This is a genomic window from Polaribacter glomeratus, assembly GCF_002954665.1.
In the GTDB taxonomy this organism is placed as follows: domain Bacteria; phylum Bacteroidota; class Bacteroidia; order Flavobacteriales; family Flavobacteriaceae; genus Polaribacter; species Polaribacter glomeratus.
Window position 1 is genome coordinate 288,984 of the sequence record NZ_MSCM01000002.1, and the last position, 14,256, is coordinate 303,239.

19 protein-coding genes are annotated in these 14,256 nt (G+C 30.7%); 1 reads left to right on the top strand and 18 read right to left on the bottom strand.

Translation table 11 applies throughout. The features are described from left to right. Positions 1-64 precede the first annotated feature (64 nt). The 11 genes from BTO16_RS11335 to BTO16_RS11385 form a co-directional block, all read right to left on the bottom strand. Positions 65-565 (bottom strand): DUF4240 domain-containing protein, encoded by a 501-nt coding sequence (locus BTO16_RS11335; RefSeq protein WP_105021795.1) that lies wholly within the window; start codon positions 563-565, stop codon positions 65-67. A gap of 18 nt (positions 566-583) precedes the next feature. Further along, complete coding sequence (locus BTO16_RS11340; protein ID WP_105021796.1) at positions 584-916, bottom strand: hypothetical protein; 333 nt, start codon at positions 914-916, stop codon at positions 584-586. Next, on the bottom strand, positions 913-1,350 hold the full coding sequence (locus BTO16_RS11345; RefSeq protein WP_105021797.1) for a relaxase/mobilization nuclease domain-containing protein: 438 nt from the start codon (positions 1,348-1,350) through the stop codon (positions 913-915). The genes BTO16_RS11340 and BTO16_RS11345 overlap by 4 nt, the downstream gene beginning before the upstream one ends. An 80-nt stretch (positions 1,351-1,430) precedes the next feature. Continuing rightward, positions 1,431-1,835, bottom strand: coding sequence for a hypothetical protein (locus tag BTO16_RS11350; protein ID WP_105021798.1), 405 nt, complete (start codon positions 1,833-1,835; stop codon positions 1,431-1,433). Between the two features lie 29 nt (positions 1,836-1,864). Then, the gene (locus BTO16_RS11355) at positions 1,865-2,197 is read right to left on the bottom strand and encodes a hypothetical protein (RefSeq protein ID WP_105021799.1); all 333 of its coding nucleotides are present in this window, start codon (positions 2,195-2,197) and stop codon (positions 1,865-1,867) included. A gap of 25 nt (positions 2,198-2,222) precedes the next feature. Next, positions 2,223-2,597 carry a DUF2958 domain-containing protein gene (locus BTO16_RS11360; RefSeq protein ID WP_105021800.1) on the bottom strand — a complete coding sequence of 125 codons (375 nt, stop codon included), beginning with the start codon at positions 2,595-2,597 and terminating at the stop codon, positions 2,223-2,225. Positions 2,598-2,642: 45 nt separating this feature from the next. Further along, positions 2,643-2,915, bottom strand: a complete 273-nt coding sequence (locus tag BTO16_RS11365) for a DUF2958 domain-containing protein (protein WP_170064455.1) — start codon at positions 2,913-2,915, stop codon at positions 2,643-2,645. 118 nt (positions 2,916-3,033) lie between these two features. Then, complete coding sequence (locus BTO16_RS11370) at positions 3,034-4,527, bottom strand: type IV secretory system conjugative DNA transfer family protein (RefSeq protein ID WP_105021802.1); 1,494 nt, start codon at positions 4,525-4,527, stop codon at positions 3,034-3,036. A 130-nt stretch (positions 4,528-4,657) separates the two neighbouring features. Beyond that, entirely contained in the window at positions 4,658-5,365 is a 708-nt protein-coding gene (locus BTO16_RS11375) for a hypothetical protein (protein WP_105021803.1), read from the bottom strand. Beyond that, complete coding sequence (locus tag BTO16_RS11380) at positions 5,355-6,488, bottom strand: hypothetical protein (protein WP_105021804.1); 1,134 nt, start codon at positions 6,486-6,488, stop codon at positions 5,355-5,357. Before BTO16_RS11380 ends, BTO16_RS11375 begins: the two co-directional genes overlap by 11 nt. Positions 6,489-6,652: 164 nt before the next feature. Beyond that, positions 6,653-7,132, bottom strand: coding sequence for a hypothetical protein (locus BTO16_RS11385; RefSeq protein WP_105021805.1), 480 nt, complete (start codon positions 7,130-7,132; stop codon positions 6,653-6,655). Between the two features lie 301 nt (positions 7,133-7,433). Between BTO16_RS11385 and BTO16_RS11390 the strand changes: the two genes are divergently transcribed. After that, a complete protein-coding gene (locus BTO16_RS11390) occupies positions 7,434-9,644 on the top strand; it encodes a tetratricopeptide repeat protein (protein WP_105021806.1) in 2,211 nt (736 codons plus the stop codon). Positions 9,645-9,738: 94 nt separating this feature from the next. On the opposite strand, the gene BTO16_RS11395 is transcribed toward BTO16_RS11390, so the two are convergent. The 7 genes from BTO16_RS11395 to BTO16_RS11425 all read right to left on the bottom strand — a co-directional run bounded on the left by BTO16_RS11395 (position 9,739) and on the right by BTO16_RS11425 (position 14,158). Then, a complete protein-coding gene (locus tag BTO16_RS11395; RefSeq protein WP_105021807.1) occupies positions 9,739-10,038 on the bottom strand; it encodes a type II toxin-antitoxin system RelE/ParE family toxin in 300 nt (99 codons plus the stop codon). Further along, positions 9,999-10,250, bottom strand: coding sequence for a hypothetical protein (locus BTO16_RS11400; protein ID WP_105021808.1), 252 nt, complete (start codon positions 10,248-10,250; stop codon positions 9,999-10,001). Before BTO16_RS11400 ends, BTO16_RS11395 begins: the two co-directional genes overlap by 40 nt. Before the next feature lie 92 nt (positions 10,251-10,342). Further along, the gene (locus BTO16_RS11405; protein WP_105021809.1) at positions 10,343-10,831 is read right to left on the bottom strand and encodes a hypothetical protein; all 489 of its coding nucleotides are present in this window, start codon (positions 10,829-10,831) and stop codon (positions 10,343-10,345) included. After that, complete coding sequence (locus tag BTO16_RS11410; protein WP_105021810.1) at positions 10,821-11,186, bottom strand: helix-turn-helix domain-containing protein; 366 nt, start codon at positions 11,184-11,186, stop codon at positions 10,821-10,823. Before BTO16_RS11410 ends, BTO16_RS11405 begins: the two co-directional genes overlap by 11 nt. A 160-nt stretch (positions 11,187-11,346) precedes the next feature. Further along, complete coding sequence (locus tag BTO16_RS11415) at positions 11,347-11,868, bottom strand: replication protein (RefSeq protein WP_105021811.1); 522 nt, start codon at positions 11,866-11,868, stop codon at positions 11,347-11,349. A 54-nt stretch (positions 11,869-11,922) separates the two neighbouring features. Then, positions 11,923-12,822, bottom strand: a complete 900-nt coding sequence (locus BTO16_RS11420; protein ID WP_105021812.1) for a tyrosine-type recombinase/integrase — start codon at positions 12,820-12,822, stop codon at positions 11,923-11,925. 403 nt (positions 12,823-13,225) lie between these two features. Then, positions 13,226-14,158: a tyrosine-type recombinase/integrase gene (locus BTO16_RS11425; protein ID WP_105021813.1), complete on the bottom strand. Its 933-nt coding sequence runs from the start codon at positions 14,156-14,158 to the stop codon at positions 13,226-13,228. Positions 14,159-14,256: the final 98 nt, after the last annotated feature.

Consider the following 14,256-nt stretch of genomic DNA (forward strand, 5'->3'; position numbering starts at 1 on the left):
CTACCAAAAAAAAGACAGAATGCAATCGCATTCTGTCTTTTTTCTATTTGATTTCAATAAATTATTATCTCTCCAAACCTTTGTCCTTATTATGATTTTGATTATTTTCAATCTGTTGTAATCTTCGATGCTTTTGAACAAAAGCATACCATTCTAAATCGCTTTCTGTTCTATTATCTTCATAGGCGATTTGTGGAAGGCCATCTAATTCGTTTAGATAAGCTCTTCCTACCACAAATAATTTAGGGTCATTTAAAGTTAGTAAATGGGCTGGTGACTGTTTCGTTTTCTTGTAATGATTTTCTCCTAATGAAATGACCCAATTTTTAAATCCACTCAAGGCAGTTCTATTGTCTCCATATTTCATCATAAATGCAATCTCATTAAATTGAGGTGTATTTAATTCCCTCTTTAAATCAGTTAATTTTTGATGAAAACCAAGAATTTGATTTTGCTTTAAAGTTGTCAAAATTTCTAATATTGCATCTCCTTGTTCATTTTTATCAATACTATTTTTTTGAACAATTGATTTTTCTATGATATCCCAAAATTGTGTTGTTTCCATAATTAATATTTAAGGTAATTACCTTTCTAAATTTCGATCCTGCTCTTTAGTATAGCGTTGTTTTTGTAATCCATCCAATCGCTTCTGCTCTATTGTAAGTTCTTTTAATTTTGATTTGTCAATTCCTAGCGTAGTCAATCGAAATTTTCTGTTTTTAAATAATACTCCTGTTAGTTTATTCTTTCGATAATAAGGATTTAGTTTATTGGCTATTAACTTTTGTGCTAAGGCACTTAATGAGTTAGATTGTTTAGCTAATTTTTGAATTTGTCTACTCAATAGTTCCTTTTCAGATAGCACACCTCTTTTCATTTTCATATGCACTTCTTTTTGAGATAATTTTAGTGTCACTTCTTTTTTTTTAAGTGATTTACAACGGAGTTAGAAAGTTCTGGATATTTACTTTGTTGGTAGTTCTGCAGTCTAATTTTAAAATCTTTGAAGTCCTTCCTGCTTATTCTTGTTGATTTTCCATCTAGTCCAACCCCTGAAATTACAAAATGAAGGTGTATGGATTCCTCCCAATGCACACCACAAACGCCTAAAGAATCACTTCGATTCCTTAAATACCACTTGGCGATATCTTGGAGTTTTCCTTTTGTTAATTGTAAGTTATCTTCTTTAGAGAAAGCAACAATTTCGTGTCTTAAAACAGTTCTGTTTTTATGCTCAAATAGTCTATTCGCATCATTTTTTTGAAATAGGTCTACCCATCTTTCAGCATTGTAACCTCGAATATTTCTTTTAACAATTAAAGTTTCTCTATTTCCAATTTGGTCTTGCAACTTTTCTGGTGAAAAAACATAATTGATGAGTTTCTTTATAGCAATATGCTTATTACTTTTATGTTAAATGGCTTTTACTATCATAAAGCTTCTTCAATCATTTCTAATTTCTTTAATATTTGATTAGGGTTGAGTGTTATATTTTCTTGGATTGACTCTTCAATGTCATCAATCAATTCAAAGAGTATTGATTTGATATTCTTATTATTCAACTGATGTTTTTGTAATGCTCTTATTTTTATCAGTTTTGAAACTTTTAGACCTTCTTGAGCTGCTAACGTTTTAAAAAAATGATGCTGGTCTTTTGTAATACGAAATGTAATCTGAAAATGTTTCTTCTTATACATTTCTTGGTACTGCTTTTGATATTCAATTCGATAATTTTTCTTGGCTTCTTCAATTTCTTGCTTTGAAGGATTTTTATCTTTGAAAACAACATCCATATATTGATATACACTCTCAAGATTTAGCACATTATTTTCCATTGATTTTCTAATTTTTACTTGTTCTTTTTTTATCGTTCTTGTTCCATTTCCTTATGTAATGTTGAATGCTCCTCGATTTTTTCTAAATCTTGTAATCGGTTTTTAGGTATTACAATTGATTTATTTCTCTTCTCTAAATATTGGGCAGCTGCGATTGCTCCATCGTCTTCTATTCCTTTTTCAAGCAATCTCTTTTTTTGCTGTCTTTTCTCTTTTGTTTTTATGGCTTTTTGATGTACTTTATTGAAAATTCTATCTTTTACTTTTTTACTGTAATCAATAGCATCTACAAGTCCTTTTTCAGTAAACGCTATAAGTTCAGGAACGCCAAATAACCATAAGTTTTGCTTTTTACTTTTCATAATTTTATTGGTGTTTCAAAAAGTACTAACGCTCTAATTCTTCTGACTGCTCTCTATTTCTTTTGAACTTTTCAAAATCAAAGTCTCCACTTAAGCAGATTGGATTTAAGACTTGTTCTAAAGTAATTTCTTCAAAATAAAGTTCTCTTTGTATGGAAAGCCCAAAGTGAAGTTTTCGTGCTTCTAACTTTGGAATAGAGAAAAATTCCCAATCATCTGCATACTCCCTTCCTGTAACATATCCATAGCAAGTTTTCGTTTTAGCATCATATTCTGATGCGTACCAAATTTCATTTCCACAAGGATTTAAAAATTTTGCAAGAAATAATGTTTGATCTAGTGCTGTATCCTCTTTAGCCTCTGAAAATCTTCTTTCTAATTCTGGTGTTATTAATTTCATAATTGTTAAATCTTGATAATTATAATTCCTTAATATTTCTATAAATTAACGTTCTAGTTCTTCTGATAACTTTTTATTATCTTTTAATTTTTCAATTTCAAAATCTCTTTTTTGATGTTTTGGATTTAAAACTTCTTTGAAGGTCTTTTCATTGAAATGAATATCTCTTTCTATGCTCAATCCAAAGGGTAATTCAAGGTTTTCTAATTCATCAATGGAAAAATATCCCCATTCATCAAAAATTCCATTTTCACTAGGAACTAGGTTTTGAACATAGCCAAAACAAATATTATTTTCAGGATTGTATTCAGAAGCCAACCACGTTGCACCTCCTACAGGCGAGAAATATTTAGCAATAATTCTAGGGTTTTTACCTCACTTTGATTGCCTACTTCTGCAAATATTTTTTCTAATTCTGGTGTTATCATTTTCATAGCTATTCTGTTTTAGGGTTTGTATCAACTTCTTCTTCAATTTCTGATGTTGTTTCAGAAGCTTTCATATATTTACCTAGAGGTAAATATTGAGCGGTGTAATTCAAGGAAGGTCTTGGCTCATAATCTTCTGGTAATTCTATTTCCATTGCTTTTACAAAAGCTTTAATTTTGTAATATGGTTTTACTTTACAATACAAAGCTTTCATACCTCCATTTGGAATGACCAAAACTCGTTCTTTAGGCATCGTTCTAATTTCTGAACCTGTCATTAAAGGCCTAGTTCTTAATACTTTTCTCTCTTTATCTTCGTAATACTGATAGTCTCCTAAAGCTTTGGATATTCTATCGCATTCATCATTTAAACCTGTCATGTAGACCTTACAGGCGTTATTAAGGATGCTTTTGGCATTGTACTGCCCATAGTTTTCATAAAGTTGGTTCTCACTCTGAAGTACTCCAAGAATAGACATGTATTTTCTTGCATTTGCAAGTACGTTGGAGAGTCCTGGCAATGGAATAGAACTCAATTCATCAATCAACAAATACAAGTCGTTATCTGCTTTTTTTGGAATTGAGCGAAATACTTCTGTGAATAATTGTTCGAAAAATATCCCAAAAATTGGACTATAATAATCCATATTTGAAATATTACAATTCAAAAACAAGACCATCTTCTGGGTTCTCATTTTAACAAAATCAAACGAATCGATACTCGTAACATCGCAAAGAGAAGGATCTTTCCCTATAAATGAGAGATGAGAAATTGCAGAACTAATAATGTTAGATTTTGTCTTCTCACTATTTGCAATAACACTTTTATAAGCACGCCACTGGCTTTCTGTACTTTTATCCGCAAAAAGTCCATTAACGACATCTTCGTTTCCAGCTAAGTTTTCCAGTAAATAATATACATTAGCAATATTTTGATAAATCTTTGAGGTGTTCTCTAAAAGAAATTCAATCAGCAAACTAATAAGTTCAATAGATTTTAAATCCCAAAAATCAGAGGACTTCTTTCCATTTTTCTGAACTAACATCGTTGCTACTTTTGTTACATCTGATTGTGTTTTAATTCTATGAAGTGGATTGTAGTAAATCGATTGTTTCTTTTTGTCTGGATCAAAACTATAGACCTCATACCCTTGATGAATAAAGTAATTACGCATTTTTGAAAGCTCTCCAGAAGGATTATTAATGATCATACTCGCTGGCTTTTTTGCTTGCGAAATATTTAAGGCACTGGGCACTAAAAAAACTGTTGATTTTCCTACACCACTGGGCGCAAAACATAATAAATGTTCTTTGGATTTTTTGGGTGTAAGAAATTTTGTTCCAGTAATTGAAAGTCCTTCGTATCTGGAAGAAATTAATTGACTTTCTTTTCCAAACTTTGCAGAAAGACTGTTTTTGTTTCCTACCATTTGCTGTAAAATGGTATCTAAAAATTCTTCTCCTTTTTCTGAAATCTCTATAAGTATGTTTTGAATATTCATTTGTCTAAAAGTTGTTTGAATGCGTTATTAAATGCTTGTAAAACTAATTCTCCTGCTTTAGTAATCGTATAGGTGCAAATCAGCACTATCTTCCATAAAAATTTAAGTAGTGTTCCGAGTATTTTCATTATTAAAGTGTTATTCTATTTTCAATTCCTATCTGTAATTTCAAACCAGAATCTTTAAAAAGTTCTTGATACACAATTGTCATTTTTTCAAATAATCGATTGTTTATTCTGTCTGTGGGGTAATAAATAATATAGAGTTCTACGCCTTCTAATTTTGGTATCGTTATCTGCGATTGGATATATTGAACTACTTTATTAGGTTCTTTAATTAGCAATCTTTGATTATGGGTTTTATAGACATTGAACACATCCGAAGCTTCTAATATGTCGCTATACAAAAGCACCACCTTCCGAGTTGTTTTAGAGGTTTGTATTTCTTTCAATTGTTTGAGCAATGGATTTAGAATACTTGAACTTCGGTATGTGTTTTTCTCCTTATTTTTTAAAGCAAACAATGTATCTATGCGTAAATAAAATTTTTGAATATCTGCCTTACGTTGTAATGAGTTCCCAAAAGGATCTGCTACGGCTATGGAGGCTCCAAAAGATTTATTAATACTTGTATTTGTAATTGTCTGAAAACGAAAGATTCTTTTTCCATTTTGATACAGTTCATCATCAAAAAAATATTTAATCTGTGAAATACTGGGTTTTGGAATCGTCAAATCTGTTCTATCTGACAATACCGTTAAAGAAATAGATTGTGTTGGAAGATTATTACAACCCCAAATACCTAGTACCAGAGTTATGAGTTGAAAACTATTTTTCATTTGTTGGAAATTTTTCGTTTAAATTTTGATAATTCAGTTTGAGTTTTGGCAAATCTTTTTCTACATCTCCTGTAAATAAAACTTCACAAGTGCCATTGGTTTTTAAATACAATTCCATTTTAAAAAGTTCAAAACAACCTCTCATTCGGGTTACGATTTCATCTTCGGTTTGTTTTCCCAATAAGAGTATTTGAAAGCGGTCAGTTAATTTTTCTCGAAGTTCTGGATTGATGGCTGATTTTTGTTGGCACAAATCTTCTCGAATTGTTTCCAATTTTTGAATTTCTTTGACATCATTCAGATATTTCTTATAAGCCAAAATAACCTCCTGTGTTGGTTTAAAAGCTAAAATGATCCAAGTAGAGATGGTGTATGCAAATGCATTCACAATTGTAAATACAAGCGGACTTGTATTATAGATTTCTGCCATTTCTTGGTTAAGTGCAGTCATATATTGGATGCGCATCATCGAGAAAAAATAAAAAACTATTACAATAGGAATTAGAAATAAAAAAAATAATAGCAGTTCTCGTTTTGGTTTACCTTGCCCATACTTCCTGATTTTGTCCGGAATAAAATGAGAGTACCAATACACACAGATTCCTGTCAAAATTGCCATCCCAAAACTTGAAATTTTTGAACCTCCTAGACTATCTAATGCATCGAAATTACTAATGAGTTCCATCGTTGCAATTAGAATCAAAATTGGAATAAAAAAATAGAACCACTTACGAACAACTGTTCTGTGTCTTTTTCCTGCATCATCAAATTTTCCTTTTAAAGGAGCAATTTTATCATCTACTTGTGTAATTTTCCTATCAATATTTATTATTTCATCATTAGAGTCTGATATATGAGATTGTCCTCGTAGTTTTTGAACATCACCAACCAATTTAGAATTGGTGTAATCTACCAGATACTGATAATCTGTAATAAGAGAGCCTATAAAATCTCTTATTTTGGCAGTTTTTACCATCTTTTTGAAATCCATTACCGAAAGTTTTACGGCTGTTTTTTGATGTCCTTCTTTGTAGGATATATCCTGCTTTTGGATGTATGCTGATAACTCTGTATCAACTAATCTTGAAAAGTTTGTTTCGGTTACTTTGTTTCTTTTTTTCATCTTTATTTGGTTCTAGTGTTATACATTGTATGATTTCTCATTTTCCAATTTGCTTTTGATTGGAAATGTTTATTGACTATCTGTGTAATTTTTGTTTTCATTTTGTTATTTATTTAGAGTTAGAAAAAGAACAGTACACCTTTAAATAGTTGTACTGTATTAGATTAAGCTACAAGTTGTTGTTGTAGCCAGATAAATTTTGAACTATTTGGAGTAAACCTCAATGCATTTGTTACTATACGTTGAGACTTCGCTTTGATGTAAGGTCCTTCGTAATCATCTGTTGAAAATTTACTGGCAATAAACTTTACATAGGCTCTGGTAAAATGATATTCATCACATCTAACTTTTACGTCATTCTTATATGCAGTAACATCCATTGTATCAATTAACCCAGAGGCTAATTCTAAATGTTCTATGATATTTTCACTTTGAAAGTAATTGAAGTGATGTCTTACATTTAAGTATTGGTAGTAGACAAAACAATAGGGACTTAAATAAGAAGGATTAATTTTAAACAACTTTTCTTCAACCAATTCTGGTTGGAATGTACGTCCGTTAATTAGTCTGTGAATGGCTTCTAAACGACTGATTTGTGAAGTTGGTTTTCTTGTCGTCTTTCTGTTTAAATTTAGATTTCTCATTTTTAGTAGTATTAAAATTAAACTTCATTTTAATGCTACTTCGAGATTGACTTTTATATCATATATGATACACTTTTGTTAGTTCATTTTGAGAGTTCAGAGTCTCAATTTGAATTAGCTAAAGCCTCAACCTTTTCGAAGTTGCGTTGTCGTTAACAGCGGCTACCTTGTTTTACACTTGGTAGTTTTTTTATTTTCGACACTACAAATAGAGTTGGGCAGATTCAGGGCAACTTGGGCAAAGTTGGGCAACTTTTAGGCACGCACATTTTTGCATATCTTAGCAATATAATAATCCACTATGCCTAGTACAAGAATCACTTTAGAAGAAGGTAAGAAGCTTTTAGATGAGTTTGATAATGCGTTCAAAAAATTTTATCAAAATTCGGATGAACATTTAAAAATCTCAACAGAAAGGACTAATACGAAAACACACAAATTCTACGGACAAGCATCTAAAGATGTTAAAGAATTTGTAGATAAAGATGGATTTTCAAATTCTTGGATTTGGAGTCTTTTTATTGATGAGCAATTAAAAAAAAATAAAGTTAGAAGGAGGTACTTCAATAATACTTATTTAAACTACATAGAGAAGTTGATTGTATTTTATCAAGATCATATTTTCATTAAATACGATAGTGAAAAAAAAGTTATTTTCAAAAAGATTGATGAAAATCGGAAACTTTATGAAGTTACAAAAACCTCTGATTTTGTAGAGGAAAACAGGTTGTATGAAAATCATCAGAAATTTATAGATGAGAAAAAGGGAATAGAGATAGAAAAAATAAATTCAATAATTTATTACAAAGCTTTCGGTTTCATTGTTGTTTCATTATTTATTTTTATGTATTTTCTTAACACTGAATGGAATAATCAAAAAGTCGAAAAAAATTTAAAACCTATAGAAAGTAAAAAGGATATTGAAAATGTAACATTAGGGATTAATGGGAATATGTCATGTTATTTTCCTAAATCAAGAAAATATAAAATTATTATAGTTCCTTTTAAAAGACAAATTACACTTAATAAAATTAATAAAGATATCGGCGCAATTATAGAAGAAAGACTCAATAAAATTAATAATAGAGATAGCTTAAATATTGAAATTCATTATTGCTCAAATTTTATTTACGATAAAAAAGCCTCTGATGGAGATGAGCATAACTATTACAAACGTATTATGAACGAATTTAATGCAGATCATATAATTTATGGAAGTACAAAGGATATATCCAATGAAGTAAATTTGGATTTAACAAAAATTCGACTCAATTATCACACTAATACTAAAGAAAAAATTCAAAGTAGCCTAGATTGTAATAATCAATACAATTATAAACTTACTACTCTTTCAGATTTATTTAATGGAAAGTTATTAGAAGACATTGAATATCTCATATATTGGAATTCAGTAATTAGTGCGTTCGGTAATGATAAATATATTCAAGCCATAAAATATTCTGATTTCATTCTAGACTCATTAAACAGATCAAATCCTGAAATATTTAAAATCAAAGCATTAAGTTATTACTTTTTGGATCAAAATAATAAGGCGATAAATAATTTAGATCATATTATAAAAACATATCCTAATTATGATAAAATAAGTGATATATATAATACAAGAGCATTTTTTAAATTCAGAAACTATGATTCTTCTGCAATATTAGATTTAAATGAAGCGCTAAAAACAGATAAAGACTCATTTTCGGGGATTTATTCAAATATGGGTTATTATTATAGAGAAATTGATAAAGATGATAAAAAAGTTATTGAATCATATGATAAAGCAATAGAATTAGCTGAATCAGATAGACTAAAAGCTTATATAATTAATAATAAACAATTTTTTTTATTTGAAAAAGGTCGTTATTATGAAGCTTTAGAATTAAGTGAAAAAGCAATAAAACTAGTTCCAAACGGATATTGTTTTTGGTTAAATAAAGGAACAAACTTGTTTGCTTTGGGAAGAATTTATGAAGCTATGGAAGCCATTAATCATTCCATATCTTTAAATCCTGACTATCATTTATCTTATGTTTGGAAAGGTGAAGTTTTAGAATATCAAGGTTTCTCTACTGATGCTATCTTTTTCGCTCAAAAATCAATGGATATTAGCCCCTCTTTTAGAGCTTATGATTTTTTAATAACTAAATATATGAATCTTAATAAATTTTCAAATGCATTAAATCTTACTAGTCAAGCATTAAAAATGGAAGCGAATAATATTTATATTTTGTTTGATAAACTTTTAGTCTATCAAAGAATGAAAGATTGTAATATAGAAATTGAAGAACTCTCTAAAACTATCAATAAAATATCTCCAACAATAAACGTAATTCTTGATCACAACTTTAACTTCGTAACAATATTCCCCGAATTTGATTCTCTTTCAAATAAAACACCTAATTATAGAAGAATAGTAATCCCTAAAAAGTTTGAAGACATCTCTATTGAAGAAATAAAAGACTTAATCGATAATGGTACCTACCATGAAATTAAAGAGAACTAAATTCAGCATAATGTACCTTTAATAAAAATATTTTCTAGGAAGATAGCTTCTAAAAAAACAAAAACTCCAACAAGAAGTTTGCTGGAGTTTCAAACTATTTGATTTTTAACTTCTTTGGGTTTTGTCTACTATCCCATACTGTCAGTACTTCAATCGTCGAATCAGTAATTCGATACACTAATTGAAAATGTCTTACAACACGAATACGAATTCCATCGAATTCTGTTTGCATACCAGCTTCTGGAAAAATCGCTGTTAAGTTCATCACTTCATTAAAAAGGCTCTCTAATTTTTTAGGATAAGAAATCGATTTATTTTTATGAATCCAATATTCATAAATTGCCATCTTATCTTTTATTGCCCTGTAAGTCCACTTGATTTCTCTTGTAGCCATTTTGAGATAATGTTACTCGATTCTTGCTGATTGTAAATATTCCCATTATCAGCGTCTTTTATTCCTTCTTCCACTAATTGTTTTTCCGACATAGAAAATTGATACATCTGATCCATTTCAGATTCTGTAGATATTAGACTTAAAATACTATCTAAAATTTCAGGATTATTGATGGAATTTACCTTTTCTATAATTATTTCTTTAATACTCATAATCGTTGTGTTTCATTCAAATTTACAAATTTTTATTATTATGTACTACTTAAAAAGAGTATAACATTGGTGCTTATATAAGTAAATAACAACTACTCCAAATAATAATGAGTCAACATGAGTGAAAAAGTATCAAAAAGTCCCATTTGGTAATGTTCCGCCATCCAAGGCAATCTTTTGTGAGGTGCTTTATCTCTTAATTCTGGATACCAATTTAAAACCACCATTGCAATTTCATATTTGGTTTTGGCTTCAAAAGACAAAAAAGTTTGCTTGATTTGCGAGCGTGAATAACTTTTTAGATTTAGATTTTTGGCACGTGCTAATTGCAGAATAGCATCAATAATTCTCTTTTGACGATTCGATATTTTTCTAGATTTGTAATCTAACAATAGTACGATGTCTGGTTTGCAATACTCAAACAACCACTTCACTTTTTTCATATACTTGTGATGAGATATTGGCTGTACTTTTTTGATTCCATAATCTAAAATCTCTTTTGGTCCTTCACAGATCACAAACCCAACACCAAAAGTATTCGGATACATTGCCAGTGTAATCTTCTGTTGTTTATTTACCATCTTGCTCTTTTTCACTGATATCTTGTAAACACCCAATATTGTTCAGCACTTCATATAAAGCTACAATTCTTTTTTTAAGCTTTGGAGTTGTCATCTCTTCCTCTAATTGACTTATTAGTGATGTTGTCTTGCTATTGACAGCATCAATCATTGTCAACAGACTATATTTAAATAGTTTTTTCAATGGTGTTTTGGTAATAATGTGATAGGCTATGATGACACGAACTGGAGGTTGCTTCTTCCCTGTTTCATATTTGGATAGATTGGAGAAATCCATGTCCAAAAGATAGGCCATATCTTGAAGAGTTAAGTTTGCGCTCCGTCGTGCTTGTTTTAAGTAGTTGATAATATTCATATATTATTATAGAAGCCATAGGGGTTAGTCTCCTATGTCTTTTAGTATACTAGCTCTAGAAGTATTTGTTCTGGAGTTATGCTTTTTGGTACTGTGATACCAAAAAAAATCGCTGTCGTACAAAATATGTTGATGAAGTGTGTATAAGGTTAGTCGACTATTATGTATTGGAATTTTTTCGTTGTCTTTTTATAATATCTTGATATCGCTGTAAATCTGTCTGCCATTGGTAGGAGTTTTTTTGTTTTGTGTTGTTTTCTTTTGTCTGTGTTTGTTTTGTATAGGATGGATAAGTACACACCTTTGTTGCAGTATCTACACAACTTTTCTTTTTTTTAGCTCTAAAAACAGGTGCATATGCGTAATAAATACGTTTCTTTCCCCTTCTGTCTTTAGGATGTCTCAATTCCCTTTCATTAGTATCCAACGCTACGATTAATTCTATATAAATTAATTTAGAAATTGCCATAGAGATGGATTTATGGGTTAATCGTGTTCTTTTTGCAAAGAACGAAATACTAATCCAGTCTTTGGCTTTCCGTTTATTTGTTTTCGGATCCATCCATCCCAAGGTCTGCCGAATGACCACCATGAGTACTTTTAATTGGCTTTGGTTTAAATAGGGTAAGTGTTGGTCAAAGATTTCGTTAGGGACTTGTGTTGAACGTTCAAAATAAGGCATATTAAAAAAGTATCTATGAGATACTTTTTTTTAAAAAGTGTTGCTTTTTGGTAGTTAGGTAACTAAATCATTTAAAGGATGTTTGAGTATTTGCCCTCGTAAATGTTCTGCACTTGCCGAGAGGTAAATCGTAGTGGTCTTAATATCGCTATGTCCCATCATTTTAGAGAGACTGTAAATATCACATCCTCCTTCCAACATCAATGTTGCAAAAGTATGTCTCAACTTATGAATCGTAAAGGAAATTCCAGAGGCTTCTTTCAATTTGTTGGAAATTAACTTAAGTCCTGTTCCTGTAAATCCCTTGTTCAATATGGAACTCGTAAAAAACTCTGGGCAGGTCTTACCTCTTTTCTTTCGTTGTATCAAATATCGATTGAGCGTTTCCGCCAAACGTTGGTTCATAGGGATAATTCGATCTTTGTTCCCTTTTCCCATTCGCACGAAAATACTTAAATTTTCAATATCAATATCCGCTAGCTTCAAATGAAGCAATTCATTCTTACGGAGTCCAGCAAATAAGAATAGCGAGAAAATTGCGTGATTCCTATATTTTAAATAGTTTTGCGAATAAGGATAATTATAAGCGATTTCTAATAAGCGTAATGCCTCTTCTTTCTTAATTTTTTTAGGTAACGATTTTTCTAGCTTTGGCAATTCAAAACCCTCTAAATAATTTTTTTCTAGATGCTGGTTCTTTACGCACCATCTAAAGAAAACCAGTAAGGTCATGTAATAGGTTCTGTAGGTGCTTACCTTCCACTTCTTGTCCTTTCTTCCATGTATAAAGAAGTTTTGTACCTTTTGCTCGGTGACATTGCTTATCAGGCTAGTTTTGGAAGCCTTGGAGAAGTAAGAAACTTTTTCTCTATACCGCTTTTCTGTTTCACTTGACACCCCTCTCATATATCTTGCGTGTTGGCAAAATTCTTCTAGTAATATTTCAATTTGCATATCAGTGTGAATGTATCCATTAATCACACAAAGAAATTTCGATTTGTCAACGACCTTATATTTTAGGGACGTGGTCCAATAAGGCTATTTTTTAACCCTTAAATCTCTTTAAAACGTTGAGATATAAGGGGATTTTGTACGCGTGCCAAGACTCGAACTTGGGACCTCGTCATTATCAGGAATGTGGTCTATAGAATAACCCGCTAATTTGTTATTTCATAAGGGTTTTAGCGGAAATTAGCTTATTTGAATTTACTTTTCCTTGAACCACGTCAGCAATCGTAATTTTCTTCTTTTGTGTGAAAAATGGATACATTATTAAAATCATTTTTTTTAAGTAATGATTATTATTTAATATATCGACACTCCTAGTTTACCAAAATCGTATCAGATACACAATGTGCTAATACAATAGATTATCGATATGGGAACGTGCATCTTCCGTTTTGATAGAACGGAGGTAATGTTCCGTCATTTGGGTCGTTGCATGCCCTAATAGGTTTTTAATACTGATGATATTGGTTCCTTGCATTGCCAAGTTACAAGCAAAGGTATGTCTGAATTGATGCAAGTGAAAATTTACTCCAGACAGCTTTTTATATTTTTCAACCCAATACTTCATCCCTTGCCTTGTAAGAGGTTCATCTCTTTTAGAAGAGATAAATAAATACTCACAGGTTGAATTTTGAAATTCTCGTGTCTTCAAATAAAATCGTAATGCTGTTAATAAAGAAAAATGGAGTGGGATAGATCTACTCTTTCTAGATTTGGAGGTTTTCCCATTGATGAATAAGGTCTTCTGATTAAAATCAACATCCTGAATCCGTACCCCTAATAACTCTCCTTTTCGAATCCCTGTGTACAATAGCATTCTGGTAATCGCCAAATCTCTTTTGAGTAAAGTATCATTTTCCATGTTATGCAATGCTACGGATGCTACGATTTTAGAAACTTTGGCTTCACTCAATGCCTTGGCATCATGATACTTTGGATTGGGTGGTTTTGTAATTTTTGTGCTTAAGGATTTTTCTTCTATAAAATTATTTGTTTCTAACCATTTAAAAAATACAATAAGCTTATTATAATAGGTTCGTATGGTGGACGTTTTTAATTCCTTTCCGTTTCTTTTGGCTCTTTCTCCTAGTCGTTTGAAAAATTCATGGACGATGAAAGGTTTTAAATCTAAAGGTGTCTTCACTTCAGGCATCATATTGATAAAGTTTTTTATGACATCTTGATAGCTGCTCATCGTTTGAGGACTCAATTTTTTGGTGTACTCACATTCTGAAATATATTGACCGAAACAATCGTTTAATTTAGAAGAGGATGTAATCATAACTCTATCTAATCAAACACGCTCTAAATTTCTAGTCATGCTTTTTGGTATTGTATTTCTAATACCAATTGGCATTACTCCAAGAGTATCGAAGAGTT

Excerpts from the sequence above, each read along its gene's own strand:
- BTO16_RS11335 (WP_105021795.1), bottom strand. The coding sequence starts at position 565 with ATGGAAACAACACAATTTTGGGATATCATAGAAAAATCAATTGTTCAA.
- BTO16_RS11350 (WP_105021798.1), bottom strand. The coding sequence starts at position 1,835 with ATGGAAAATAATGTGCTAAATCTTGAGAGTGTATATCAATATATGGAT.
- BTO16_RS11355 (WP_105021799.1), bottom strand. The coding sequence starts at position 2,197 with ATGAAAAGTAAAAAGCAAAACTTATGGTTATTTGGCGTTCCTGAACTT.
- BTO16_RS11360 (WP_105021800.1), bottom strand. The coding sequence starts at position 2,597 with ATGAAATTAATAACACCAGAATTAGAAAGAAGATTTTCAGAGGCTAAA.
- BTO16_RS11370 (WP_105021802.1), bottom strand. The coding sequence starts at position 4,527 with ATGAATATTCAAAACATACTTATAGAGATTTCAGAAAAAGGAGAAGAA.
- BTO16_RS11375 (WP_105021803.1), bottom strand. The coding sequence starts at position 5,365 with ATGAAAAATAGTTTTCAACTCATAACTCTGGTACTAGGTATTTGGGGT.
- BTO16_RS11380 (WP_105021804.1), bottom strand. The coding sequence starts at position 6,488 with ATGAAAAAAAGAAACAAAGTAACCGAAACAAACTTTTCAAGATTAGTT.
- BTO16_RS11385 (WP_105021805.1), bottom strand. The coding sequence starts at position 7,132 with ATGAGAAATCTAAATTTAAACAGAAAGACGACAAGAAAACCAACTTCA.
- BTO16_RS11390 (WP_105021806.1), top strand. The coding sequence starts at position 7,434 with ATGCCTAGTACAAGAATCACTTTAGAAGAAGGTAAGAAGCTTTTAGAT.
- BTO16_RS11395 (WP_105021807.1), bottom strand. The coding sequence starts at position 10,038 with ATGGCTACAAGAGAAATCAAGTGGACTTACAGGGCAATAAAAGATAAG.
- BTO16_RS11400 (WP_105021808.1), bottom strand. The coding sequence starts at position 10,250 with ATGAGTATTAAAGAAATAATTATAGAAAAGGTAAATTCCATCAATAAT.
- BTO16_RS11405 (WP_105021809.1), bottom strand. The coding sequence starts at position 10,831 with ATGGTAAATAAACAACAGAAGATTACACTGGCAATGTATCCGAATACT.
- BTO16_RS11410 (WP_105021810.1), bottom strand. The coding sequence starts at position 11,186 with ATGAATATTATCAACTACTTAAAACAAGCACGACGGAGCGCAAACTTA.
- BTO16_RS11415 (WP_105021811.1), bottom strand. The coding sequence starts at position 11,868 with ATGCCTTATTTTGAACGTTCAACACAAGTCCCTAACGAAATCTTTGAC.
- BTO16_RS11420 (WP_105021812.1), bottom strand. The coding sequence starts at position 12,822 with ATGCAAATTGAAATATTACTAGAAGAATTTTGCCAACACGCAAGATAT.
- BTO16_RS11425 (WP_105021813.1), bottom strand. The coding sequence starts at position 14,158 with ATGATTACATCCTCTTCTAAATTAAACGATTGTTTCGGTCAATATATT.